Source organism: Actinophytocola sediminis, from assembly GCF_054779715.1.
Genome location: NZ_BAAGXS010000019.1, coordinates 1 through 22157, shown reverse-complemented (window position 1 = coordinate 22157; position 22157 = coordinate 1). Strand labels below are relative to the sequence as shown.

Here is a 22157-nt window from a genome sequence, read left to right as displayed (position 1 = left end):
GGCGTCAAGAGTGACGGGAACCTCACGCTCCGCGGTGAACCGTTGACCAGCGGGCGCGCGTACTACCCGCTCACGTGTTCATCGCCGGCTCGCCGCGAGCTGGTGCGGGCACACCTGCCAGCGTCGCACGTGGTCAAGGCGGTCAACAACGAACGCGCGTCAGCCGGCGTCGGCCCGGCTACGTCGTCGAGCCTGTCGGATGGACACGGCCGTCGCCAGGACGACGAGGCCGAAGATCACCATGCTGACGGGGCGGCCGAGCACGTAGCCCGGGTTTCCGTCGGAGAAGGCGAGGGTTTGGCGTAGCGAGGTCTCGAGTGTCGGCTGCAGGACGACGGCGAGCACGAACGGGGCCATGCTGAACCCGATGCGGCGCAGCAGGAACCCGAGCAGGCCCGCGACCAGCATCACCACCACGTCGAACATCGAGTTGCCCTCGGCGTACACGCCAACGACGCACAGGCCGATCACCAGTGGCATCAACGCCTGTGGCGGGATCGACAGCAGGCGCGTGAACAACCCGACCAGCGGCAGGTTGAGCACCAGCAGCATCAGGTTGGCGATGTACATCGCCGCGATGACCGTCCAGAACAGCTCCGGCTGGTCGTTGATGAACGTCGGTCCCGGCACGATCCCGTTGAGCAGCAGTGCGGCGAGCACGAGCGCCATCGTCGGCGCGAACGGGATACCCAACGCCAGCAACGGCACGAACGCCGCGCCGGCCGCCGCGTTGTTGGCCGCCTCCGGACCGGCCACCCCCTCCACCGCACCCCTGCCGAACCTCTCAGGGTGCCTGGCGAGCTTCCGCTCGGTGACGTAGGACGCGAACGTGGACAGCACCGCCGCCGGACCGGGCACCAGCCCCAGCAGGAACCCGATCACCGACCCGCGGACCGCCGCGGGCGCCGCCGCCCGAGACTCCTGCCTGCTGGGCAACAGTTCCCGCAGCTTCGGCGCGCTGACCGGCTCCGGCCGCCACCGCCTGCCGGCCATCGTCAGCACCTCGGCGACGCCGAAGACGCCCATCACGATGGCGATGAAGCTGAAGCCCTGGGCCAGATCGGTCGAGCCCATGGTGAACCGCAGGTCACCGCTTGCCGGGTCGATGCCGACCGTGCCGACCGCCAGGCCGGCGCAGATCATGACGATCGCCTTCGCGGTGGAGCCGGTGGACAGGGCCGCCAGCAACAACAGGCCCGCGACGCACAGTGCCAGGTACTCGGGCGGACCGAGCTTGACCGCCATCCCGGACAGCCACGGCGCGAACATCATGAGACCGAAGATCGCGACAGTGCCCGCCACGAACGACGAGACGGCCGCGATGGTCAGCGCGGGCCCCGCCCGCCCCCGTTTCGTCATCTCGTGGCCGTCGAGCGCGGTGACCACCGACGACGCCTCGCCGGGCACGTTGAGCAGGATCGAGGTCGTCGACCCGCCGTAGGTGGAACCGAAGTAGATGCCGGCGAACAGGATCAGCGAACCCGTCGCGCCGAGCTGCGTCGTCATCCCGAGCAGGACGGACATCGCACCGATGGGCCCGATGCCGGGCAGCACCCCGACCACCGTGCCGAGCACGACGCCGACCAGCGCGAGGACGATGAAGGTGGGGTCCGCGAACGCGGCGAAGCCCGCCCCGAGGTCGTCGAACACGTCGGCCTCCCGTTCAGACCAGGCCGAGCGTGCCGGCCGGCAGCGGCACGAACAGCCAGTAGACGAAGACCAACCAGGTGGCCGCGCCGAAGGCGACGCCGAGGATGAGCGCGTTGACCCACCGGGAGATGCCCATGACCTTGGCGATCAGGACCAGGGCGACCGACAGCGTCACGATCATCCCGACCGTCTCCCCCACCGCGGGCACCAGCAGGGCCGCGCCCAGGACGCCCGCGATCCGCCACCAGTGGACGTCGCCGTCGGCCGCCGCCACTTCGGTGGAGACCGTCTCCCGGCCACTCCGCACGAGGACGGTCACGCTGGCGGCGACCAGGACGAGCGCGACGATGAACGGGAAGAACCCGGCCCCGGTGTCCCCCACCGAGCCGAGACCCTCCCCGACGGACAGCGCGCCGTACAGCAGGCCCAGCCCGAGCAGCGTCGCGGCTGCGACCATGTCGCGGGTGACTCGCCTGGTCATCACTTCGGCGCGAGGAGCTTCGCGGCTTCGTCGGACTTGCTGGTCAGGCGGTCCCGCGCCTCCTGACTGTCCAGTCCACTGACCACCAGTCCCAGCTCACGCGCGGTGTCGGCGAACTCCGCGCTGTTGACGGCCTCGTCGAACACGTCCGCGAGCTTCCGCTCGACCTCGGCCGGCAGCCCGCTCGGGGCCACGACCACGTTGTACGCCGCCCAGTCCAGGTCGACGTCCTGCGAGCCGAAGGTCGGGATGTCGGGCGCCAGCTCGACGGGTTCGGTCGACGCGACCCCCAGCACCCGGACCTTGCCGGACCTCAGCTGCGCCGCCACCCCGGCGAGTTGCACGACTCCCACGGCGATGTTGCCGCCGAGCAGGGCCGTCGTGGTGGCCTGGTCGCCGTCGAACTTGATGTGCTTGAACGTCGTGTCCGTCAGCTGTTCGAACTTCTGGGCCGGGACGGCGTAGTTGAGTGGCCCGTCACCCATCGTGATCGTGCCCGGGTTCGCCCTGGCGGCGTCCACCAGGTCCCCGACGTCCTGGTACGGCGAGTCGCCGGGAACCGCGAACAACACCGGCGACGTGGTGACCTCGCTGAGCACCGTGATCTTCCCGGGGTCGTAGGAGATCTCCTCGGTGTGCGGGATCAACGTCAGCGGGCCGTCGGGCAGGATGCCGATCGTGTGACCGTCCGGCTTCGCGTTGAGCACCTCCGTGGTGCCGACCGACCCGGCGCCGCCTTCCTTGTTCACGACCTGGAGGCGCTTGCCGAGCCGGTCCTGCTTGTTGATCACCTCCACCAGCGCGCGGGCGGTGGCGTCGATGGCGCTTCCCGCCGGGTACGGCACGACCACCTGGACATCTCTGGCCGGGTAGCCGGCGCCCTGTCCCGGCCTGCCACACGCGGTCGCCACCAGCGCGCCGAGCGCGACGACCACGACCAACACGACACCTGACCTGGCTGAACGAGCACTCATCGACTACCTCCTGGCCCACAGTCCACCGCGCACGACGGAGTACGTCAAAGACGTGAACCCAACCGGACTCATTGCGAAAGGCAATGAGTCACTCATTGGCTCCGGCAATGAGTCTCCCTTCGTTTTGCTCTTTGACGCACTACAACGGCAGTGCCCAGGATGACCACATGGACTCGACGTCACCTGGCCGGACGGTGTCGTTCACGCTCGACGGTGGCGTCGGCACCGTGACCCTCAACCGACCCGAGCGCCGCAACGCGATCTCCTGGCAGCTCGTGGAGGACCTGCTGGACACGCTCGAGCGGGCCGGCTCGGCAGCCGGGCTGCGCGCCCTCGTCGTCACCGGGGCCGGCGCCGACTTCTGCGTCGGCGCGGATCTCGCGCGGATCGGCTCGGGCAGCGCGCGGGACCAGGAGACCAGGACGTTGCGTGGCCGGTCGACGGCCGACGACCGCGAGCGGCTGACCCGCGCGTCGACCATCGTGGAGACACTCGTGTCGTTCCCGGCACCGACCATCGCCGCCGTCAACGGAGCCTGTGCGGGTGCCGGGCTCTCGCTGGCGCTGGCCGCCGACTTCCGGATCGCGGCCGAGCGCGCGGTGTTCAACACGGCGTTCGTCAGCGCCGGGGTGTCCGGCGACCTCGGCAGTGCCTGGCTGCTGACCCGCGCCGTTGGTGGTGCCCGCGCGCGGGCGCTGCTCCTCGATCCCGGACGGATCACCGCCACGGAGGCGGCGCGGCTCGGGCTCGTCACCGAGACCACGGCCGACCTGTCGGCGCGGGTCGGCGAGCTGGCGGGCAAGCTCGCCGCGCAGGCACCCATGGCGATGCGGTACGCCAGGCAGAACCTGGACGACGCCGCACTCGCCACGTTGCCCGACTACCTTCGAGCCGAGGTGCCGCGCATGGTCGACTGTGCTCGCAGTGGCGACGCGCGGCGGGCGGCGCAAGCGTTCCTGGAGAAGCGCCGACCGGTGTTCACCGGAGAGTAGGAGTGCCATGAGCAGCCCACTCGCGGGCGTGCGTGTCGTCGAGTTCGGTCACTACATCGCCGCGCCCGCGGCCACGCAGCTGCTGGCCGATCTCGGCGCCGACATCATCAAGATCGAACCGCCGGCCGGCGACCAGGCCCGCGGCATCGGCGCGTACGGCGAGGGGATCGTCCTGGCCTACAACCGCGGCAAACGCTCGGTGGTGCTCGACCTCAAGGCCGAGGACGACCGGCACACCGCGGTGAAGCTGATCGCGGAGGCGGACGTCGTCGTGCAGAACCTGCGCGCGGGCGTCCTTGACCGCCTCGGCCTCGGCCCCGACGAACTGCGGACGGCCCACCCGGCACTCATCTACGTCTCGGTGAGCGGCTTCCCCCCGGCGGGGCCGTCGGCACGCCGGGCCGGCCTCGACATCGCCGGGCAGGCCGAGAGCGGGCTGATGTCGATCAACGGGGAGCACGACGGCGAGCCACTGCGTGTCGGGTTCCCGATCGCCGACGTCGCCGCCAGCTACGCGGTCGTCCAGGCCGTCCTCGCCGCGCTCCTGCGCCGCGAGCGCACCGGCGAGGGCGGCGTCGCCGAGGTCTCGCTGCTCAACGCCGCGATCCACCTGCAGTCGGCGATGTGGGGCGAGTGGCACGCCTCGGGTCAGGAGCCGCGGCGCAAGGGGAACGGCCAGGCGACCGTGGCCCCCGCCGCCGACCTCGTGCCCACCGCTGACGGTGCGATCGTCCTGTCCGCCTACACCCCGGAGCACTTCGCCCGGCTGTGCCGGCTCATCGGCAAGGACTGGCTGCTCGACGACGTCCGGTTCGCCGACAACCCGGGCCGGGTCGCTCACCGCACGGCCCTGCTGACGGAGATCTCGCCGACGTTCGCGGTGCTGGGCACGGCCGAGTGCCTGGACCTGCTGGCCGACCACGGGATCGTCGCGGCGGCGGTGCGGACCTACCGCGACGTGACCGAGGCGCCGGATGTGCGCGCCGGTGGCGTCCTGACCACCGGCATCGGCCCGGACGGCGACCGCTACACCGTCCCGTCCCTGCCGTTTACCCTCGACGGGGTGGCGCCCGCGCCGGACCGGGTCGTACCCCGTCCAGGTGCCGACACGCCCAGCTGGCCTTGACCGGCCCCGAGCGCCGAGCTTTTGATCGGCACATGAACGTCCGCGAGATCGAGTGCTTCCTCGCCGTCGTCGACCAGGGCAGCATCACCCGGGCCGCGTCCGCGCTCTACCTGGCACAGCCGTCGCTGTCGCAGATCATCCGCCGGCTGGAGACCGACCTCGGCGTCGAGCTGTTCCGCCGGGTCGGGCGTGGGCTGGTGCTGGCCGCCGCCGGCGAGGCACTCGTCGGCCCCGCCCGCCAGATCCTCCGCGACCTGCAGCACGCCCGCCAGGTCGCCAAGGGCTACCAGGGACTGGAGCGCGGCCGGGTCGACGTGGCGATCTCCCCCACCCTCACGTCGAACTTCCTGGCCGCGTGGGTGGGCCACTTCCGCCGCAAGCACCCCGGACTCACCGTCCGGCTCACCCAGCACAGCGGCGACTCCGACGAGATCGCGACACTGATCCGCTCCGGCGAGGCCGAGCTCGCCTACACCGTCACCCCCATGTCCCGCCAGGGCATCCAATGCGCCCACATCGGCGACGGCGAGGTCGTACTGGCGCTGCCACCAGGCTGGCGCACCGACTTCCCCGACCCGGTGCCCGTCGAACTGCTGGACGGCCTGCCGATGATCGTCGACCGCGGCTTCGGCCGCACCTACCTCGACACCCTGCGGGACACGAGCGCGATCGAGCCCGTCGTGGTCGTCGACACCAGCGAACCGGCCGGCCTCGTACCCCTGATCATCGCCGGCGCGGGCGCCGCCCTGCTCCCCATGCGCCAGGCACTCGACGCCCGACGGCGGGGAGCCACCCTTCGGCTGCTGGAGCCACTGACCCTCAGGCCGATCTACGCCATCACCCCCACCACCCCGTTGTCGGTACCAGCACGCGGATTCCTCGAACTCAGCAGGGAAAACCTGGACCGCTGGCACCAGGCCGTCATCAACCGCACCGAAAGCGGCATGCCTCTACTGGAAGCGGCCATCGCCGCCGACACCGCCATCGAGGCCGCCTACCAACGCCTGACGGAAACCCCGTACCAACCCGCGACGGACACCGGGAGCAAGTGATCGACATGGCAGCAGGAGTGGAACGACCGGTGAGCCGCGTCGCCGTCGTCACCGGAGCCGGTTCGGGTATCGGGCGGATGGTGGCCCGCGCGCTGCTCGCGGACGGCTGGTCGGTGGCCCTCGCCGGCCGCCGGGCCGAGGCGCTCGCCGAGACCGCCGACGGGCACCTCGGGGCGCTCCCGGTGCCCACCGACGTGACCGACGCCGACCAGGTGGCTGCCCTGTTCGCCGCCGTGCGGCACGCGTTCGGCCGGCTGGACCTGCTGATGAACAACGCGGGCGGCTTCGGTCCGGTCGGCACGCCGGACGAGGTGGCCGTCGAGTCGTGGCGCGCGACCGTCGAGGTGAACCTCACCGGCTCGTTCCTGTGCGCGCGGGCGGCCTTCGCCATCATGCGCGCCCAGGAGCCCCAGGGCGGGCGGATCATCAACAACGGTTCGGTGTCCGCGCACGCGCCCCGCCCAGGCAGCATCGCCTACACCGCGACCAAGCACGCCATCACCGGGCTGACCCGCTCGCTGTCGCTGGACGGCCGGGCCTTCGGGATCGCCTGCGGTCAGCTCGACATCGGCAACGCCGCCACCGAGATGACGTCGAACATGTCGGCCGGCGCGCGCCAGGCCGACGGATCGGTCCGGCCAGAGCCCACCTTCGACGCCCGGCACGTCGCCGACGCCGTCCGGTTCATGGCCGGGCTGCCGCTGGACGCGAACACCCAGTTCCTGGTCCTCACCGCCACCACCATGCCCTTCGTTGGTCGCGGCTGACTCGGCCGCGGCACGGCGCCGGTCGGTCAGGCGCCGACAGGTCCGTCCCGCACCCGGCGCAGGTTCCGGATCGCGGGCACCGACACCAGCGCGGTGACACAGCAGATCCCCAGAACGCCGCTGGTCAGCAGGACCGTCGGCGCGCCGAGCAGCCCCGAGGCCGGGCCGGCGAGCGCCTGACCGACCGGCAGCATGGCCAGCGAACCGGCCACCTCGTAGGCGTGGATGCGGTTGAGCACCCCGGGCGGCACCTGGGTCTGCACGCTGGTCGACCACATCACGCCCCAGAACGCGCCCCCGCCGCCGGCCACCGCGAACGCGATGGCCAGCACCGGCACCGGCAGGTCGAGCCCGACCGACACCGGCTGCAGGCTGAACCCGAACAGCGCGATGGCGCCGGCCCGCAGCGGGCGGACCGGCCGCAGGCGCATGGCCAGCAGCCCACCCACCACCATGCCGAGCCCGCCGACCCCGCTGACCACGCCGAACGCGGTCTCCCCGTGGTCGACGACGATCACCGTGGCGACCAGCGGCGCGGTCGGGCCGAACGCGGTGATCTGGGCGAGCATCCAGACGATGATCACGCCCCACATCCAGGTGCGTGCCCAGAACTCGTGCCAGCCGACCCGCAGGTCACGTCGGAACGTGCTCGGCGCGGTCCGGGAACTGCCGGCGGGCAGCCGGACGGCGAGCAGACAGCCGCCGCTCACCAGATAGGTCATCGCGTGCGCGACGAACACGTCGCCGACCGAGGTGAGGCCGATGAGCAGGCCGGCGAACGCGGGCCCGGCGATGCTCATCACCGACTCCGCGATGCGGATGGCGCCGTTCGCGCCCTGCACGTCGCCGGCGATGCGCGGGATCGTGCTGGCCACGCCGGGCTGGAACAGCGCCGCGCACAGGCCGTTGACCATGCCGATGGCGCAGATCTGCCACAGCACGACGTGACCGGTGAAGAACATCGTGGCGACCAGGCCCTGGGTGCCGACCCGGACGGCGTCGGCCGCCACCATGAGCTTGCGCGTGTCGACCCGGTCGGCGATGACCCCACCGAAGATCACGAACCCGGCGAAGCAGGCGCTGAAGGAGGCCATCGCCGCGCCGACCGCGCCGACCCCGTGCCCGAACTGGACGAGCCCGGCGGCGAGCGCGATCGGCAGCATCATGTCGCCAAGCCGAGCCACGGCCCTGGCGACGAAGAAGAGACTGAAGTTACGGTTCCACAGACCGACGGCCGGCGCCGCCACGGTCATCGACACGCCACCCCCCGACAGCCGGCTCCTGCCAGGCTATTGGCCGGCGCAAGGGATTTTCTCGATCTTCAGAACACGATGGTGGTGCGGCCGTCGACCAGGACCCGGTGCTGGCAGTGCCACCGCACGGCCCTGGCCAGCACCGTGCGCTCGATGTCCGCGCCCTTGCGGGTCAGCTCGGCCACGCTCGCGCGGTGCGAGACGCGGACCACGTCCTGCTCGATGATCGGGCCCTCGTCGAGGTCCTCGGTGGCGTAGTGCGCGGTGGCGCCGATCAGCTTCACGCCGCGCGCCCTGGCCCGCTCGTAGGGTCCCGCGCCGGCGAACGCGGGCAGGAACGAGTGGTGGATGTTGATCACCGGCACGCCGATCCGGTCGAGGAAGCCGCCCGACAGGATCTGCATGTACCTGGCCAGCACGACCAGGTCCACCTTGCCGCACAACAGGTCCAGCGCCCGGCGTTCGGCGTCGGGCTTGGTCGCACTGGTGACCGGGACGTGCGCGAACGGCACGCCGAACCCGGCCACGTCCTCGGCGAGGTCGGGGTGGTTGGACACCACCTGCACGATCTCCACCGGCAGCTCACCGCGCCGGGTCCGCCACAGCAGGTCGAGCAGGCAGTGGTCGTAGCGGGAGACGAACACCGCCACCCGGGTGGTGGCGGCCGCGTCCCGGAACCGGGACACCCCACCGATGACCGGCGCGACCTCGGTGGCGAAGTCGCGCTCCAGCTCCGCCAGTCCGGGGCCGGTGGCCGACAGGTGGAACTCCACCCGCAGGTAGAACCGGCCGTCCGCGAGCCCGGTGGAGTACTGGTCGGACGAGACGATGTTGGCGCCGTGGCGGTGCAGGAACGTGCTGATCCGCGCCACGATCCCCGGACCGTCCACACAGGACACCACGAGTCTGCCGATGACCGTCATGCGCCCTGCGCGATCTGCTCCGGGGCCGGTTCGACGACCGGCAGCGGGCGCAGGGAGGCACGGACCCGCGCCGTGCCATCGACCATCGCCGCCAGCTTGGCGCGGGCCACCGCGCCGGACAGGTTCCGCAGCCCGCAGTCCGGGTTGATCACCAGCTGCTCCGGCGGCACCAGGTCCAGGGCCGCGCGGATGCGCCGCTCGACGGTCTCGGCGGACTCGACCTCCTGGTTCTTCACGTCCAGGACGCCGAGCCCGACCTTGCGGTCCCAGCCGAACTTCTCGATCACCGGCAGGTCCTGGTAGCCCTTGCGGGCGAACTCGAGCACGAGCTGGTCGACCCGCGCGTCCAGCACGGCGGGGAACAGGAAGTCGTAGTGGCCCTCCCAGGACGGCCGCGCGTAACGGTTGCCGTAGCAGACATGCAGCGCCCAGCTGACGTCCACACCGGCGGTGACCGCGTTGACGCCCTCGACCGCCAGCTCGACGTCGCCGGGATAGCCGGCGAGGAACGGCTCGTCGATCTGCAGCAGCGTCGCACCGCGGGCCGCGAGGGCATGTGCGGCGCCGTTGAGGCGGTGCGCGAGGTCGAGCACCAGCGCGCGCTGGTCGGCGTAGGCCTGGTTGCGCAGCCTGCGGGCCAGCGAGTACGGGCCGGTGAAGGAGAACTTGATCGGCGCGGTCGTCTGCGCGGCGGTGAAGGCGAAGTCGTCCGCGAGCCAGGCCAGCTCGGCACCGGTGGCCGGTGGCAGGGGCGCGGTCACCGCGAGGTCGTGGTAGTCGAAGTAGAAGTCCTTTGTGGACCGCCGGGCCTCGACCCCGGGCAGCGGGGCCAGGAAGTAGTCGATGTCGTTGTCCCGGCGAAGCTCGCCGTCGGACACGATGTCGATGCCGGCCAGCTCCTGGTCCCGCAGCGCGGCCTTGATCGCCATGTCGTGCAGGTCGGCCAGCTGCGCGCCGCTCACCCGCCCCCGGGCGTGGTCGGTCTTCAGTCGCTCCATCCACTCCGGTACCGGGAAGGAGCCGACCACCGTGGTCGCCAGCACCGGCAGCCGGTCGAACAGTGTGTTGGTCGGTGACACTGATTCGCTCGCAGGCTCGCTCATGTCAGTCCCGCACCTGCGCCGTCATCGTCACGACGTGCCCGCCAGCGCGGTGGCGGAACGGTGTGTAGTCCACGTCGAACCCGCGCTTGCGGCCGATGTGGGCCAGCAGCGCGCCGTTGACCCAGTTGACCACCGACCCGTCGTACTTGCCGGGTCCACGGAACGTCGTGCGGTAACCCTCCACGCCGTCGACGAAGATGTCGTGGCACACCAGCTTCCCGAAGGGGTGCAACAGGGTCAGGGTGTCGTCGAAGCTCGCGACCGCCCCGTTGCTCACGTGCATGCGCACGTCCGCGCCGGACTCGAGCAGCGGCCGCAGCGCCTCCCCGGTGAGCGTGTCGGTGAGCGGGTAGGTGTCCAGCCCGGCGAGCGGCACGTAGCGTTCCTCCAGCCGCAGTGCCGCCCAGGTGTGCTGCCAGAAACGCACCGCGGCCTCGGTGTCCGGCACGTGCCCGGGGCACGCCTCGGCCAGCAGCGCCGGACCCAGCCGCAGCAGCTTGTGCACCAGCCCTGGCAGCTCCTCGACGCGCGCGCCGACCGACGCCGCCAGCTCGGCGGCCGCCTCCCCCGGCAGGTAGGCACGGGTGTGCACGCGGTAGGTGTGCCCGCCGAGCTGGGCCACCTCGTCGGTCGGCAGGTTGTCGTAGACGTTGGCGATGTAGACCAGGAACGCCTTGTACCGCAGGAAACCCAGCGAGGTCCTCGGCCGGGTGGCGTCCAGCGCGAACGAGCTGACGCGTTCGGTGTGCTCGGCGACGGTCTGTCTGGCCAGGTCGAGCACGTGCGCCGAGTAGTCGCACATCAGGTAGCGCAGGCGCCGGTAGTAGCCGGTGCCGCGCTCGCGGTCGAGGTCGCGGAACTCGTCGAGGAACACCTTGGCCTGGTTGCCGTTGCCGACGCCAAGCTCGATGACGTACAGCTCGTCCGGTAGCGCCGCGCTCGCGGCGAGACGGTCCCAGACCGCGAACAGCTCACCGATCAGCTCCGCCGCCGCGGCCCGGTTGCGCGCGGCGCTCTCCCCGCCGGGCAGGGCCTGCTCGTAGCCCCGGCCGGTGGCCTTCTCCCACAGGTCGAGGGCCGACCAGTACAGCGCGTTGAACTGCCAGACGCAGCTGTCGCGGCCGGGGCCCCAGTCCTCGATGAGCACCCGGTCCCCCGGCCCGTGCAGCAGCGCGGCGGTCAGCGCGCCGACCGGCAGGTCCCCGGCCCGGCGCACGTCGACCGCGATCTCCAGATCCTGCCGGACCCCCGAGGCCGGCGCGATCTCGTCGTGCAGGATCGGCCGCAGTGCCACCACGTCGCGGAAGTTGTCGCGGTACTGCACCCAGTCGCACACGACCCGCACCGTCCCGAGGTCGAGGTCGCTCTCGCTCACCGCGGCGACCACCGGGAGCACCGACGCGCCGAGGTCGGCTGGCCGTTTTCCGCGCAGCCGCGCGTGCGGCCGGAACTCAACGAGCATCTGCGCTGCCCTCCAGTGTGGTGGCGACTGTGGTGGCGACTGTTGTGGTGTCGGCCGTGCCGCGTGGACCGATCCCGGCGCGGTCGAGGATCTCCGGCACGCCGTGCTCGAACCCGAACGCCATCACGTGCACGCCCGCGACCCCGGGAAGCTCGGCCAGCTCCTGGATGGTGTCCGCGCACAACGCCAGCCCCACCTCGGCCACCCGGTCGGCGGGAACGCCACGGAACCGATCGTCCACTTCGGACGGAATGTGCACCCCGGGCACGGCGGTGCGCAGGAACTCGAGCATCCGGGTGGACCGGATCGGCCCGACACCGGGCAGCACCGCACACTGCTCGGTCACCCCCAGGTCCCGCAGCCTGGCCAGCCACCGCGCGAACACCGGGACGTCGAACACGTACTGGGTCTGCACGAACTCCGCGCCCGCGGCCACCCGCTTGGCCAGCCGGTCGGCGCGGTGCGCCCGGGGCGGCGCGAACGGGTTCTCCACCGTGCCGATCAGCCAGCTCGGCGCGACGGTGAGCGGCTCGCCGGACATCAGCGTGCCGTCGCGCAACGTGCGCGCCACCCAGGTCAGCTGGATCCCGTCCAGGTCGAACACTGGCTTGGCGTCCGGGTGGTCGCCGAGTGTCGGGTGGTCGCCGGTCAGCAGCAACACGTGCGGGATGCCCAGCGCGCCCGCGGCCAGCAGGTCGGACTGCAACGCCATCCGGTTGCGGTCGCGGCAGGTCAGCTGCATCACCGGCGCCACCCCGGTGCGCGCGACCACGACCGCCGCGCCCAGGCTCGACATCCGCACCCGCGCGCCCTGGTTGTCGGTCACGTTGACCGCGTCGACCCACCCGCGCAGCAGTTCCGCCTTGCGTACCAGGACATCCGGGTCGGCGCCCCGCGGCGGGCCCAGCTCCGCGGTCACCGCGAACCGGCCGGCGGCCAGCGCCTCCCGCAGCCCCGCCGTCATCGGCGCGCCGCGACAGTCAGCGCGTCGTCGCGGCCCTGCCAGTAGTTGACCCACGAACTGCGGCCGAGTTCGCGGTGGTCCACCGGCCGCTGCAGCAGGTCGAGGTCGGCGCCATGGCCGGCCGCGACCGCGCGGTCGACGGCCTGCACCCACACACACTGGACACCCGGGTACACCTCGCACCCGCCGTCGGCCGACACGCCCCCGCACGGCCCGTTGCGCAGCTGCTTGGGGCAGGTCATCGGGCAGGCGTAACCGGTACGCGGCAACGCGCACTGACCGCACATCCGGCAGCCGTACAGCCGCTCCTTCGACACGCGCTCGGCCGTGGTGAACGCGCGGTAGGCGCGCGGGCTGCGCTCCAGCCGGGTGGCCAGCCACCGGTAGGCGCGGTTCGGGGCGAGCACGGCGTTGAGGCGGTAGGACCACCGCGCGGAGATCCGTGGCCGGAACGGCCTCGGCCAGCCGCTCACGGCCACAACGTCCGGCTCGCGATCGCCGCGCCCTCGCCGAGTGCGCGCAGCTTGGCCCACGCGATCTCCTCGTGCCCGACCCGGGAGCCGATCCCGCAGTCCGTGCCGCCCTGCACGTTGTCCCGGCCGAGCACGCTGGCGAAGTTGACCAGCCGCTCGGCCACCAGCTCCGGGTGCTCGACCAGATCGGTCGCGTGGCCGACGACGCCCGGCATGACCATCCGTCCTTCTGGCAGGGTCACGTTCTCCCACACCCGCCACTCGTGGGCGTGGCGGACGTTGCTGGACTCGATGGCGTAGCACTGCGCGTCGATGCGCGGGATCAGGTCGACGACCTCCCGCAGCTCGATGTCGGTGACGTGCGGCCGGTGCCCGCTGCCGAAGCAGCTGTGGAAGCGCACCTGTTCGAGCGGGACGCCGGCCAGCGCGTGGTTGATCACCTCGACGGCCAGCTCCAGGTACTTGCGGTACCGGGGCACGTCCCAGTCCGGGTGGAAGGTCCAGGTGGTCAGGAACTCCGGCTCGTCGAGCTGCACGATCAGGCCGGCGTCGGTGATCGCCCGGTACTCCTCGCGCATCACCTCGGCCACCGCGAACAGGTACTCCTCCTCGGTGGCGTAGTGCTCGTTCACCGCGCCGGCGCCGAGGCTGAGCGGGCCGAGCGCGGCGATGAAGCCCTCGGTGTCCCCGCCGGGCAGGGCCGCCCGCAACGCCTTGATGTCGGCCGCGACCGCGTCGTGGCCGGTGTAGCGCACCGGTTCCACGCACACCCGGGTGCCGCGCCGGCGTGGGGTCCGGCCGGGGGTGGCGAAGCCGGGCCGGAGCGCGCCGCCGGATCCCGACAGCCACAGGCCCGACTCGTAGGTCCCGGGGAACAGCGCGCGGTCCCGCTCGCCTGGCCCGCCCCGCTTGGCCGGCGGTGCGGCGTCGCCGTCGCGCACCTCCCAGCCGGTGACCCGGGCGTTGATGTACCCGGTGTAGGCGCCCGCGGCGCCCGCCTTGACGTACTCGCCGTCGTTGACGACGTCGATGCCGTGGCCGACCTGGGTGCCGACGACCTCCCGCACCGCCGAGACCAGCCGGGTCTCGACGGCCAGCTGGTCGCGGTCCTCGGTGGCCAGCAGCGCGTCCAGGTCGGCGGGCAGGGGCAGGTTCCCGCCGTGCGATGTCCTGATGTGTCCGTCGTTGCGTCGCATGCTGTTCCCGCCTCAGGTGGTTCGGACGAACTTCTGGAGTTGGTGGGCGCCAAGGCTCGCCGGCACCCGGCCGGCGCGGACCCCGAAGGTGCCGGTCACCTCGCCGACGTAGACGTCGCCAACGGAGTCCACGGCGATCGCGTGCGGGGCGACGAAGTTGCCCGGCGCGCCGCGCATCGTGGTCGACGCGCCCCAGCGGGCGACGACGCCGCCGGCCGGGTCGAGGACCGTGACCCGGCCGGGGAGGTCGACCGGGGTGGCGCCCCGGGTGAACGAGGCGGTGCCGCGGGGTCGCCACAGCTCCGACACGTAGACCAGGCCGTCCCGGTCGACGGCGAGGTCGGTCGGCCGTTGCACGTCGGTCCAGGACGTGACGTACGCGCCGTCGAGGTCGAAGACCTGGATCCGGTCGTTCTCCCGGTCGCCGACCAGGACGCGGCCTTCGGGCGTCGCGAGGATGCCGTGCGGCAGGTGGAACTCGCCCGGCCCGATGCCGATCCCGCCCCACGACGCGATCAGCTCGCCGTCCGGGGTGAAGCGGTGCACCCGGCAGTTGCCGTAGCCGTCGGCGACGTAGAGGTCGCCGGTCGGGGCCACGGTGAGGTTGGTGCATCCGTTGAACGGCCCGGCCGGCCGGGCGACCGTCTCGACGTTGTGCACCACGGATGTCCCGCCGCCCCGGCGGTACCCGGTGTCGGTGGCCACGCCGGGGGTGCCGATGGTCGCCAGCAACGTGCCGTCCTGGCTGAACCGCCGCACGGTGTGGTCGCCGCAGTCCACGCAGTACACGGTCCCGTCGGGGGCGACGGTCAGGCCGTGGGGCGTGGTGAAGACGCCCTCGCCCCAGGTCGTGCGGAAGGTGCCGTCGCGGTCGTAGACGAACACGCGGTTCTCCTCGCGCGTCAACAGGTACACCCGGTCGTCGGCGTCGACGTCCACCCCGGCCACGTCCACGTGGCGGTGTCCCGGCGGCGTGCGTTCCCAGTCGGTCAGTACCTCGTAGGCAAGGTCAGCGGTCATCGGTCCGCCTCGGCAGCCAGCCCCACGGGTGGGTGCCCCAGACCGGCGGCACGAGCTCGCCGGCGCGCACGGTGTGCACGGGGACGATGCCGTGCTGGCCGTCGAAGGCGGCCTTGGTGGTGTCGGTGAACGTGAAGTCGCCAGCCACCAGGTCCAGGACGGTCAGGTCGGCCTCCCGCCCGACAGCGATGGCGCCGAGGTCGTCCTGGCGGCCGATGGCCGCGGCGGCCCGCCCGGTCGTCATGGCCACCACGTCGGCGAAGGAGTAGCCGACCGCCATGAACTTGGCCATGCACTCCACCAGGCTGTGGAACGACTGGCCCATCGACGTGACGTCGCTGCTGATGGTGTCCGGCAGCAGGCCGCGCTCGGCCTGCTCGCGGGCGACCGCGTAGCCGAAGTTGCCCATGCCCACGGCCGGGTCGAGCACGACTCCGCGCGCCCGGACCTCGTTGAGCAGCGCGATCGTGGCGTCGACGCTGTCGGTCACGCCGGTCATCACGCCACCGGGGTTCGGGGTGCACAGGTGGGTCAGGATGTCGCCCGGCTGGAGGGCGTCGAGCAAGTAGCGGGTCACTTCGCCCAGCCGGTCCTGCCTCGGCCGCCGCGCCGCCTTCAGGTCGCCGATGTGGACCATGAGCGGCACGCCGTGCTCGCGGGCGATCGCCGAGGACCGGCGCACGAGGTCCTCGCCGCGTTCGTTGACCAGCTCGCCGACCAGCCGCAGCTTGACCCCGCCGACGAGCCCGGGGTTGTGCTCCACGCAGGAGGCGATGGCGGGGGCGTCGATGTCGTCCAGGGAGGCGAAGTCGGCCGGGCCCGGCATGGTGTGCGCGTACCGCCCGGCGTTCACGAAGACGGTCACCCTGGTGCGCGTGCGGGGCAGGATGTGCACCGGGAACACGCCGATGTTGGCCACGCCGACCGAGCCGGCGTCCACGAGCGTGGTCACCCCGGAGCCGACGCCGACGACGTCGGGGTCACAGCAGCCCATGCCGACGCCGGCCGTGGTCGCGCCGTGCGCCACGTGGGTGTGGATGTCGATCAGGCCGGGGACCACGTAGCGGTCCGCGCCGCGCGCGTCGAGGATCCGGCCGGCGCCCGTGGTGTCCAGCTCCGGCGCGATGGCCGCGATCCGGCCGCCGGTGATCCCGATGTCCATGCGCCCGTCCAGCCCGGAGCCCGGGTCCAGGACGTGTCCGCTGCGGAGGACGAGGTCGAAACCCCGGTCCGGTGGCGGGGTCATCGCCGCCACCCGTGGGGCAGGCCCGCCGTCTGCAGCGCGCCGGCGGCCTCGAGCTCGGCGACGGTGGCGCCGAGCCCGATCCGGTCGAGCACCGCGACGGCGTCCGTGCCGGCCGGCGCGACGGGCGCGCCGATGCGCGGACCCGTTGCGGACATGGACAACGCGATGCCTGGCATGGTCACCTCACCTACTTCTGCCGAAACCTGGGTCACACTCAGTCCCCGCCGGCGCACCAGCGGGTCGGTCATCAGCTCCGCGAGGTCGACGACCTCGTGCGCGCCGATTCCCATGGCGCGCAACAGTTCCACCCACTCGCGCGCGGTCATGGTCGAGAACGCGGCGTCGAACCGCGGCTGGAGGATGTCCAGCGATCGCCCGCGCGGCACGGTGAACCCGGCCACCTCCGCGAGCCGGTCGCGGTCGGCGAGGGTGGCGCCGAGGAAGAACCAGCCGTCGCTGGCCCGGTAGAACCGTTGCAGCGGCGTGGTTCCCCTGGCCATCGGCCCGGCGGGTTCGCGGCCGGGCGCGCCGCGGGCGTGTTTGATCAGGAAGGTCGCCTGGTGGTAGGTGCCGGCCTGCGCCAGTGACGTGCGCAGCGTCAGCCCCTCGCCGGTGACCGCGCGGTGGTAGACGCCGAGCGCGGCGCCGAACGCGGCGAGCACGCCGGTGCCGTAGTCGAGCAGGTTGTACGGACCGAGCACGGCCGGCCGGCTGTCTGGCCCGCCTGCGCGGGCCATCAGCCCGGTCACCGCCTGGCCCTGGGTCTCGTAGCCACGGCCGGCCGCCCACGGGCCGACATCGCCGTAGCAGCTGACCGCGACGTGCACGAGGTCCGGCCGGCGGGCGCGGGCCCGGTCGTGGCCGATGCCGTAGCGCTCGGCCGTGCCGGGCGGGAAGTTCTGCAGTACGACATCGGTGTCATCGACGAGTCGCCAGAAGACGTCCTGGCCGGGGTCGGCGCGCACGTCGAGCAGGACGGTCCGCTTGCCGCGGTTGACCACGCCGTGGGCGAAGATCGTGCGGCCGGGGGCGTTGACCTTGACCACGTCCGCGCCAAGCTCGGCCAGGATCCGCCCGGCGGTGGGCCCGGCGAGGATCTGGGTCAGGTCCAGCACGCGCAGCCCCGCCAGCGGGCGGCGGCGCTCGCCTGTCCCGAGTGGACGGTCGGGTGCCGGTGCGGCCAACTCGCGCAGGATGTCGTCGCGGTCCGCGTCCGGCAGCCGGCGCGGGCGCGGCCCGGCGTCTGTGTCTGCGCCGACGTGCAGCGCGGTGCCCGGCATGAGCGTCGGGCCCAACCTCGGGTCGTCGAGCGACGTGACGGCGCCCGACGCGCGGGCGTGCGGGGTCTCCAGCCACTCCGCCGGGGTGCGGATCCTGGCCAGCGGCACGCCGGCCGCGCGCCCGAGGTCCTCCCACTCCTGGGCGGTGCGGGTGGCGAACAGCGTGGTGAGGCGCTTGCGGAGCAGGTCGTCGTCGATGTCGTCGGGGTCGTCGATCCACTCCGGCCGGTCCGCGGCCCGCAGGAACCAGGCAACGAACCGGCGGGTGGCGCCGATCGGGTTGAACTGCACGTAGCCGCCGCCGGCGCACGCGTAGGTGCCACTGCCGTTGCTCCTGATGGGACGCGGCGGCGTCAGGCCCCACTCGGTGACGTAGGCGCCCGCGTCGCCGATCGCCTCGAACACCGCGTCGAACAGCGGCACCGAGACCTGTTGGCCAAGCCCGGACCGGTGGCGCTCGACCAACGCGGCCACCACGCCGACCGCGCCGAGGAACGCGGCGAAGTTGGAGGCGACCGGGATCGCGCTGTAGGTGGGCACCAGGTCGTCCCAGCCGTCCGGGGCCTCGCCGGCGCGCAGGCGGCAGTTGCCGGTCGCGGCGTCCACGACGCCCTCCCAGGCACGCAGGCCCGCGCGCGGGTCGTCCGGGGCGAACCCGGGCAGCGACACGTGGACCAGCCAGGGGGCGGTCTCCCGCAGCCGCTCCCAGTCGAGGCCGTGGCGCGCCAGCACCCCTGGCCGGAAGTTCTCCACCAGCACGTCGGCGCGGGTCGCGAGGCGGTGGGCGATGTCCAGGTCACCGGGGTCGGTGAGGTCGAGGGTGATGCGCCGCTTGCCCCGGTTGAGGAACGCGTCGGCCGCCCGGTCGGCTTCCCGGCTGCCCGGCGCGTCGATGTGCACCACGTCGGCACCCTGGTCGGCGAGCATGACCGCGAGCAGCGGCCCCGCGACGTGGTGGCCGAAGTCGACGACCCGGACTCCCTCCAGGGGACCCGCCATGGTGCCTCCTCTGTCCACAGTGACCGTGTGCCGAGCGTATGGCGCCGGCGGACCCGCTGGGACGACGGAAAAGCCCGCGACCGTTGACCTTGGCTCAACAGTCGCGGACACTCGCGGCATGCGGCCAGAACCGAGGCGTCTCCCGCCGCTGAACGCGTTACGCACCTTCGAGGTGGCCGGGCGGCTGGGCAGCATCCGGGCGGCGGCCGAGGAGCTGGTGGTCACCCCCGGCGCGGTCAGCAGGCAGGTCCGCGTGCTCGAGTCGTGGCTCGGGGTGGCGCTGTTCCAGCACGAGGGCCGCGGCCTGCGGCTCACCGCGGACGGCGCGCGGTACCTGGAGGCGGTGACCCGGCACCTGGCCGCGATCGGCGCGGCCACCGACGAGCTCACCGGCCGCGCCGGCAGCGAGCACGCGCTGCACCTCCGCGCCTACACCCTGTTCGCCACCCACTGGCTCATCCCCCGGCTGGCCGAGTTCCACCAGAGCCAGCCGTGGGTGGCGCTGGAGCTGACGACCTCCAGCCGGCCAGACGACTTCGGGCAGGGCGACGTCGACGCGGAGATCCTGCCCGCCGGCCGGCAGACCTCACCGGGGTTCGAGACCGACGTGCTGGTCGCCGACGAGGTCGTGCTCGTGTGCAGTCCCGCCTACCGGGAGCGGTACCGGCTCGCGGTGCCCGCCGACGTCGCCCGGCTGCCCGCGCACGGGTTCCTGCGTTCGGCGGCCTCCCCGGAGCTGTGGGACCGGTGGTTCGCCGCCGCCGGGCTCACCGGCCTCGACGCCCGCCACGGCCCCGGCTTCGGCGACTCGAGCCTGACCTGCCGGGCGGCCGCCGCCGGCCAGGGTGTCGCGCTCGCCCCGCTCACGTTCGTCGCCGCCGACCTCGCCGCCGACCAGCTCGTCATGCCCTTCGCGCAGGGCGTCGGCCCGCTGATGCGCTTCTGCCTGACCCGCCCGGCCGACCGCCAGGCCACCCGCGCGTTCACCGCGTTCCGGGCCTGGCTGCTCAGCGAGACCGCCGTTGGACGCTCAGCGGCCGAAGTAGAAGGCGTGCGCCCCGGCTGAGATCTCCTGCCGCAGCACGGGATCGGGCACGACGCTGGCCAGGACCGCCAGCTCCCCCTGGTAGCTCGTGGGGCGGGCGGCGCCGACGAACGGGGCGTCGCTGCCCCAGAACACCCGTCCCGGGCCGGCGTTGGCGAGCAGCGTCGCGGCGAAGCCCGCCAACTGCTCGGCGGTGACCGGGAAGCGGTAGCCGGCCGAGAGCTTCACCCGCACGCGGCCGGTGTCCAGCGCCCGCAGCAGCGCCTGCCCGCCGGGCGTGGCGAAACCGTGGCGCGGGCTGGGATCGCCGTAGTGGTCGACCACGACGTCCACACCGGACCGCTGGAGCTGGTCGAGCACCGGTGGCAGGCGGTCGCGTTCGACGTTCAGCTCCACGTGCCAGCCGAGGTCGGCCACCTGGCGCAGCAGGCGGCGGTGGTCGGGATCGGTGAGGTCGGGCAGCGGTGTTCGCCTGCGCCACTGGAAGCGGACGCCGACCACGCCCTCCTCCCGCAGCGCGGCCAGTGCGGCACGGTCGATGCCGGGGTCGACGTCGACCGTGCCGCGCAGCCGGGGGTTCCGGCGCAGCGCGGCGATCGTGTAGGCGTTGCGGTCGGCGAGCAGGCTCATCGCCGAGATGACCCCGTGGGTCACGCCGTGCCGGGCCATCAGCTCCTCGAACGCCTCGACCGGCAGGTCGGCCGCCGGCGCGGTCCACGCGGTCGACGCCAGCGGCAGCGCACGGGTGAACAGGTGCACGTGGGTGTCGACCAGCACCGGGTCACCCATCGAGCCGGTAGAGCCGCGCCGCGGTGCCCCCGAGGACCCGCGCGGCGTCCACTTCGGACAGCCCGGCGACCGCGCGGCGGGCCGTGGTCACCATCTCGGCGTGGGTGCCCCTGGTCTGCGTGACGTCGGATCCCCACAGCAGCCGGTCGGCGCCGAAGCGCGCCACCAGCCACTCGACCAGCGGTCGCGGGTCGTCGAGCCGGGCGAAGTTCAACGTGGTCACCTTGACGTGCACCGCCGGCACGTCGACCAACGCCAGCAACAGGTCCGGGTCGGCCAGGTCCACCGAGGCCACGTGGTCGAGCACCACCGGCACCCCGGGGAACGCGCGCACCACCGAGGGCAGCGCGCGCAGCACGTCGTCGCGGTGCCAGCGGTACACGTGCAGGCACATCGACAGGCCGGTGTCCTCGGCCGCCGCCCAGACCTGCCGGGCCTGCTCGCCGGCGAACCAGTCGACGCCAGCCGGGCCGCCGTGCTGGTTGCCGCCCGGCGCGGTCAGGCGGACGGCGGCGGCCCCCCGGGCGGCGAGATCGCGCACGGTGGAGCCCGCGTCCGGCGCCTGCCCGTCGAGCACGCACATCGCGCGCAGCCGGTCCGGGTGCCGGCGCGCCGAGTCCAGGACGTAGCTGTTGTCGTAGCCGTACACGTGTGCCCGCTGCACCGCGACCGCGCCGTGCAGACCGTTGGCGCGCAACGACTCGAGCAGGGTCTCCGCCCGCATCACCTGATCCGGGCGGGCCGGCGTCGCCATCGGGTAGGCGGGATCGTCGGTGACCAGGTGGGCGTGCGCGTCGACCAGCGCCGGCTCAGCCACGCCGGCGCCAGGTCAGCACGGGCGTCGGCGGCGACCCCGGGTCCTGGGAGCCGACGTACAGCACGAGGTCCGCGCCATGGAACTCGACGTCGCGGACCAGGGTCTGCCCGATCCAGCTGGGGTTGATGCTCGCGTCGACGTGGTGTTCGACCCGGTCGCCCAGCCAGGTGTAGCGGCCGGAGTAGCCACCGTAGGTGCCCACCGCGGCGAGCCGCTCCTCGTCGGTCGCGTAGCGCCAGTTCGCCGAGGTGAGCGGTGGCCGGTCGCCGGCCATGTAGTGCACCGACATGTAGCCGTCGGCGGTGTAGATCAGCTGCCCGAGCGGGCGGGGCCCCAGCGGGTGCCGGTGTGCCGGGTCGGCCAACGGCACGGCGTGGGCGACCAGCGCCCAGGTCCCCACGACCGGGCTCACGAGCCACTCCCCAGCCCGTCGCGCACGGCGCCGACCAGGCCGTGCGCGGTTCTGGCGAGCATGGTCGCGTCGTTGCCGACGACCACGAACTGGTGGCCGAGCCCGACCCCGGTCACCGCCGCGCCCGGGGTGG

General features: G+C 72.8%; 21 protein-coding genes. 5 read left to right on the top strand and 16 right to left on the bottom strand.

The window, feature by feature from the left end; genetic code table 11:
- Window positions 1–159 precede the first annotated feature (159 nt).
- Genes ACYVIP_RS12015 through ACYVIP_RS12005 form a run of 3 tightly spaced genes read right to left on the bottom strand, consistent with a single transcriptional unit; the run spans window position 160 to window position 3105 of the window.
- Window positions 160–1650 carry a tripartite tricarboxylate transporter permease gene (locus ACYVIP_RS12015; protein ID WP_460395270.1) on the bottom strand — a complete coding sequence of 497 codons (1491 nt, stop codon included), beginning with the start codon at window positions 1648–1650 and terminating at the stop codon, window positions 160–162.
- 13 nt (window positions 1651–1663) lie between these two features.
- Window positions 1664–2131, bottom strand: coding sequence for a tripartite tricarboxylate transporter TctB family protein (locus ACYVIP_RS12010; protein WP_460395268.1), 468 nt, complete (start codon window positions 2129–2131; stop codon window positions 1664–1666).
- Window positions 2131–3105, bottom strand: a complete 975-nt coding sequence (locus ACYVIP_RS12005) for a tripartite tricarboxylate transporter substrate binding protein (protein ID WP_460395266.1) — start codon at window positions 3103–3105, stop codon at window positions 2131–2133. Before ACYVIP_RS12005 ends, ACYVIP_RS12010 begins: the two co-directional genes overlap by 1 nt.
- A gap of 167 nt (window positions 3106–3272) precedes the next feature.
- Between ACYVIP_RS12005 and ACYVIP_RS12000 the strand changes: the two genes are divergently transcribed.
- From ACYVIP_RS12000 to ACYVIP_RS11985, 4 genes are read left to right on the top strand one after another with little or no spacing between them, the layout of a single operon-like run.
- Window positions 3273–4097 (top strand): enoyl-CoA hydratase/isomerase family protein, encoded by an 825-nt coding sequence (locus ACYVIP_RS12000; protein WP_460395264.1) that lies wholly within the window; start codon window positions 3273–3275, stop codon window positions 4095–4097.
- A gap of 7 nt (window positions 4098–4104) precedes the next feature.
- On the top strand, window positions 4105–5223 hold the full coding sequence (locus tag ACYVIP_RS11995) for a CaiB/BaiF CoA transferase family protein (RefSeq protein WP_460395262.1): 1119 nt from the start codon (window positions 4105–4107) through the stop codon (window positions 5221–5223).
- Window positions 5224–5255: 32 nt separating this feature from the next.
- Window positions 5256–6275, top strand: a complete 1020-nt coding sequence (locus tag ACYVIP_RS11990; protein WP_460395260.1) for a LysR family transcriptional regulator — start codon at window positions 5256–5258, stop codon at window positions 6273–6275.
- A 5-nt stretch (window positions 6276–6280) separates the two neighbouring features.
- Window positions 6281–7042, top strand: coding sequence for an SDR family oxidoreductase (locus ACYVIP_RS11985; RefSeq protein WP_460395258.1), 762 nt, complete (start codon window positions 6281–6283; stop codon window positions 7040–7042).
- Window positions 7043–7068: 26 nt separating this feature from the next.
- Here the strand turns inward: ACYVIP_RS11985 and ACYVIP_RS11980 are convergent, their stop codons facing one another.
- From ACYVIP_RS11980 to ACYVIP_RS11935, 10 genes are all read right to left on the bottom strand, one after another.
- A complete protein-coding gene (locus ACYVIP_RS11980) occupies window positions 7069–8295 on the bottom strand; it encodes an MFS transporter (protein WP_460395256.1) in 1227 nt (408 codons plus the stop codon).
- A 68-nt stretch (window positions 8296–8363) separates the two neighbouring features.
- Window positions 8364–9218 (bottom strand): formyltetrahydrofolate deformylase, encoded by an 855-nt coding sequence (gene purU, locus ACYVIP_RS11975; RefSeq protein ID WP_460395254.1) that lies wholly within the window; start codon window positions 9216–9218, stop codon window positions 8364–8366.
- A complete protein-coding gene (locus ACYVIP_RS11970; protein ID WP_460395252.1) occupies window positions 9215–10321 on the bottom strand; it encodes a uroporphyrinogen decarboxylase/cobalamine-independent methonine synthase family protein in 1107 nt (368 codons plus the stop codon). Before ACYVIP_RS11970 ends, purU begins: the two co-directional genes overlap by 4 nt.
- 1 nt (window position 10322) lies before the next feature.
- Entirely contained in the window at window positions 10323–11783 is a 1461-nt protein-coding gene (locus tag ACYVIP_RS11965; RefSeq protein WP_460395249.1) for a hypothetical protein, read from the bottom strand.
- Complete coding sequence (locus ACYVIP_RS11960) at window positions 11773–12747, bottom strand: methylenetetrahydrofolate reductase (RefSeq protein WP_460395247.1); 975 nt, start codon at window positions 12745–12747, stop codon at window positions 11773–11775. The genes ACYVIP_RS11965 and ACYVIP_RS11960 overlap by 11 nt, the downstream gene beginning before the upstream one ends.
- Window positions 12744–13220, bottom strand: coding sequence for a methylenetetrahydrofolate reductase C-terminal domain-containing protein (locus tag ACYVIP_RS11955; RefSeq protein ID WP_460395245.1), 477 nt, complete (start codon window positions 13218–13220; stop codon window positions 12744–12746). Before ACYVIP_RS11955 ends, ACYVIP_RS11960 begins: the two co-directional genes overlap by 4 nt.
- Window positions 13217–14416 carry a uroporphyrinogen decarboxylase/cobalamine-independent methonine synthase family protein gene (locus ACYVIP_RS11950; RefSeq protein WP_460395243.1) on the bottom strand — a complete coding sequence of 400 codons (1200 nt, stop codon included), beginning with the start codon at window positions 14414–14416 and terminating at the stop codon, window positions 13217–13219. Before ACYVIP_RS11950 ends, ACYVIP_RS11955 begins: the two co-directional genes overlap by 4 nt.
- 12 nt (window positions 14417–14428) lie before the next feature.
- A complete protein-coding gene (locus ACYVIP_RS11945) occupies window positions 14429–15436 on the bottom strand; it encodes a peptidyl-alpha-hydroxyglycine alpha-amidating lyase family protein (RefSeq protein ID WP_460395241.1) in 1008 nt (335 codons plus the stop codon).
- Window positions 15426–16682, bottom strand: a complete 1257-nt coding sequence (locus tag ACYVIP_RS11940; protein ID WP_460395239.1) for an amidohydrolase family protein — start codon at window positions 16680–16682, stop codon at window positions 15426–15428. The genes ACYVIP_RS11945 and ACYVIP_RS11940 overlap by 11 nt, the downstream gene beginning before the upstream one ends.
- A complete protein-coding gene (locus ACYVIP_RS11935) occupies window positions 16679–18961 on the bottom strand; it encodes a CaiB/BaiF CoA transferase family protein (protein WP_460395237.1) in 2283 nt (760 codons plus the stop codon). Before ACYVIP_RS11935 ends, ACYVIP_RS11940 begins: the two co-directional genes overlap by 4 nt.
- 118 nt (window positions 18962–19079) lie before the next feature.
- Here ACYVIP_RS11935 and ACYVIP_RS11930 point away from each other — a divergent pair, with 118 nt between their 5' ends.
- On the top strand, window positions 19080–20027 hold the full coding sequence (locus tag ACYVIP_RS11930) for a LysR substrate-binding domain-containing protein (RefSeq protein WP_460395235.1): 948 nt from the start codon (window positions 19080–19082) through the stop codon (window positions 20025–20027).
- Here the strand turns inward: ACYVIP_RS11930 and ACYVIP_RS11925 are convergent.
- From ACYVIP_RS11925 to ACYVIP_RS11915, 3 genes are read right to left on the bottom strand one after another with little or no spacing between them, the layout of a single operon-like run.
- Window positions 19992–20795 carry an amidohydrolase family protein gene (locus ACYVIP_RS11925; RefSeq protein WP_460395233.1) on the bottom strand — a complete coding sequence of 268 codons (804 nt, stop codon included), beginning with the start codon at window positions 20793–20795 and terminating at the stop codon, window positions 19992–19994. The two genes, ACYVIP_RS11930 and ACYVIP_RS11925, sit on opposite strands and share 36 nt — an antisense overlap.
- Window positions 20788–21612 (bottom strand): amidohydrolase family protein, encoded by an 825-nt coding sequence (locus ACYVIP_RS11920; protein WP_460395231.1) that lies wholly within the window; start codon window positions 21610–21612, stop codon window positions 20788–20790. Before ACYVIP_RS11920 ends, ACYVIP_RS11925 begins: the two co-directional genes overlap by 8 nt.
- Complete coding sequence (locus ACYVIP_RS11915; RefSeq protein WP_460395229.1) at window positions 21605–22024, bottom strand: lipocalin-like domain-containing protein; 420 nt, start codon at window positions 22022–22024, stop codon at window positions 21605–21607. The genes ACYVIP_RS11920 and ACYVIP_RS11915 overlap by 8 nt, the downstream gene beginning before the upstream one ends.
- Window positions 22025–22157: the final 133 nt, after the last annotated feature.

Excerpts from the sequence above, each read along its gene's own strand:
- ACYVIP_RS12010 (WP_460395268.1), bottom strand. The coding sequence starts at position 2,131 with ATGACCAGGCGAGTCACCCGCGACATGGTCGCAGCCGCGACGCTGCTC.
- ACYVIP_RS12005 (WP_460395266.1), bottom strand. The coding sequence starts at position 3,105 with ATGAGTGCTCGTTCAGCCAGGTCAGGTGTCGTGTTGGTCGTGGTCGTC.
- ACYVIP_RS12000 (WP_460395264.1), top strand. The coding sequence starts at position 3,273 with ATGGACTCGACGTCACCTGGCCGGACGGTGTCGTTCACGCTCGACGGT.
- ACYVIP_RS11995 (WP_460395262.1), top strand. The coding sequence starts at position 4,105 with ATGAGCAGCCCACTCGCGGGCGTGCGTGTCGTCGAGTTCGGTCACTAC.
- ACYVIP_RS11990 (WP_460395260.1), top strand. The coding sequence starts at position 5,256 with ATGAACGTCCGCGAGATCGAGTGCTTCCTCGCCGTCGTCGACCAGGGC.
- ACYVIP_RS11985 (WP_460395258.1), top strand. The coding sequence starts at position 6,281 with ATGGCAGCAGGAGTGGAACGACCGGTGAGCCGCGTCGCCGTCGTCACC.
- ACYVIP_RS11980 (WP_460395256.1), bottom strand. The coding sequence starts at position 8,295 with ATGACCGTGGCGGCGCCGGCCGTCGGTCTGTGGAACCGTAACTTCAGT.
- purU (WP_460395254.1), bottom strand. The coding sequence starts at position 9,218 with ATGACGGTCATCGGCAGACTCGTGGTGTCCTGTGTGGACGGTCCGGGG.
- ACYVIP_RS11970 (WP_460395252.1), bottom strand. The coding sequence starts at position 10,321 with ATGAGCGAGCCTGCGAGCGAATCAGTGTCACCGACCAACACACTGTTC.
- ACYVIP_RS11965 (WP_460395249.1), bottom strand. The coding sequence starts at position 11,783 with ATGCTCGTTGAGTTCCGGCCGCACGCGCGGCTGCGCGGAAAACGGCCA.
- ACYVIP_RS11960 (WP_460395247.1), bottom strand. The coding sequence starts at position 12,747 with ATGACGGCGGGGCTGCGGGAGGCGCTGGCCGCCGGCCGGTTCGCGGTG.
- ACYVIP_RS11950 (WP_460395243.1), bottom strand. The coding sequence starts at position 14,416 with ATGCGACGCAACGACGGACACATCAGGACATCGCACGGCGGGAACCTG.
- ACYVIP_RS11945 (WP_460395241.1), bottom strand. The coding sequence starts at position 15,436 with ATGACCGCTGACCTTGCCTACGAGGTACTGACCGACTGGGAACGCACG.
- ACYVIP_RS11940 (WP_460395239.1), bottom strand. The coding sequence starts at position 16,682 with ATGACCCCGCCACCGGACCGGGGTTTCGACCTCGTCCTCCGCAGCGGA.
- ACYVIP_RS11935 (WP_460395237.1), bottom strand. The coding sequence starts at position 18,961 with ATGGCGGGTCCCCTGGAGGGAGTCCGGGTCGTCGACTTCGGCCACCAC.
- ACYVIP_RS11930 (WP_460395235.1), top strand. The coding sequence starts at position 19,080 with ATGCGGCCAGAACCGAGGCGTCTCCCGCCGCTGAACGCGTTACGCACC.
- ACYVIP_RS11925 (WP_460395233.1), bottom strand. The coding sequence starts at position 20,795 with ATGGGTGACCCGGTGCTGGTCGACACCCACGTGCACCTGTTCACCCGT.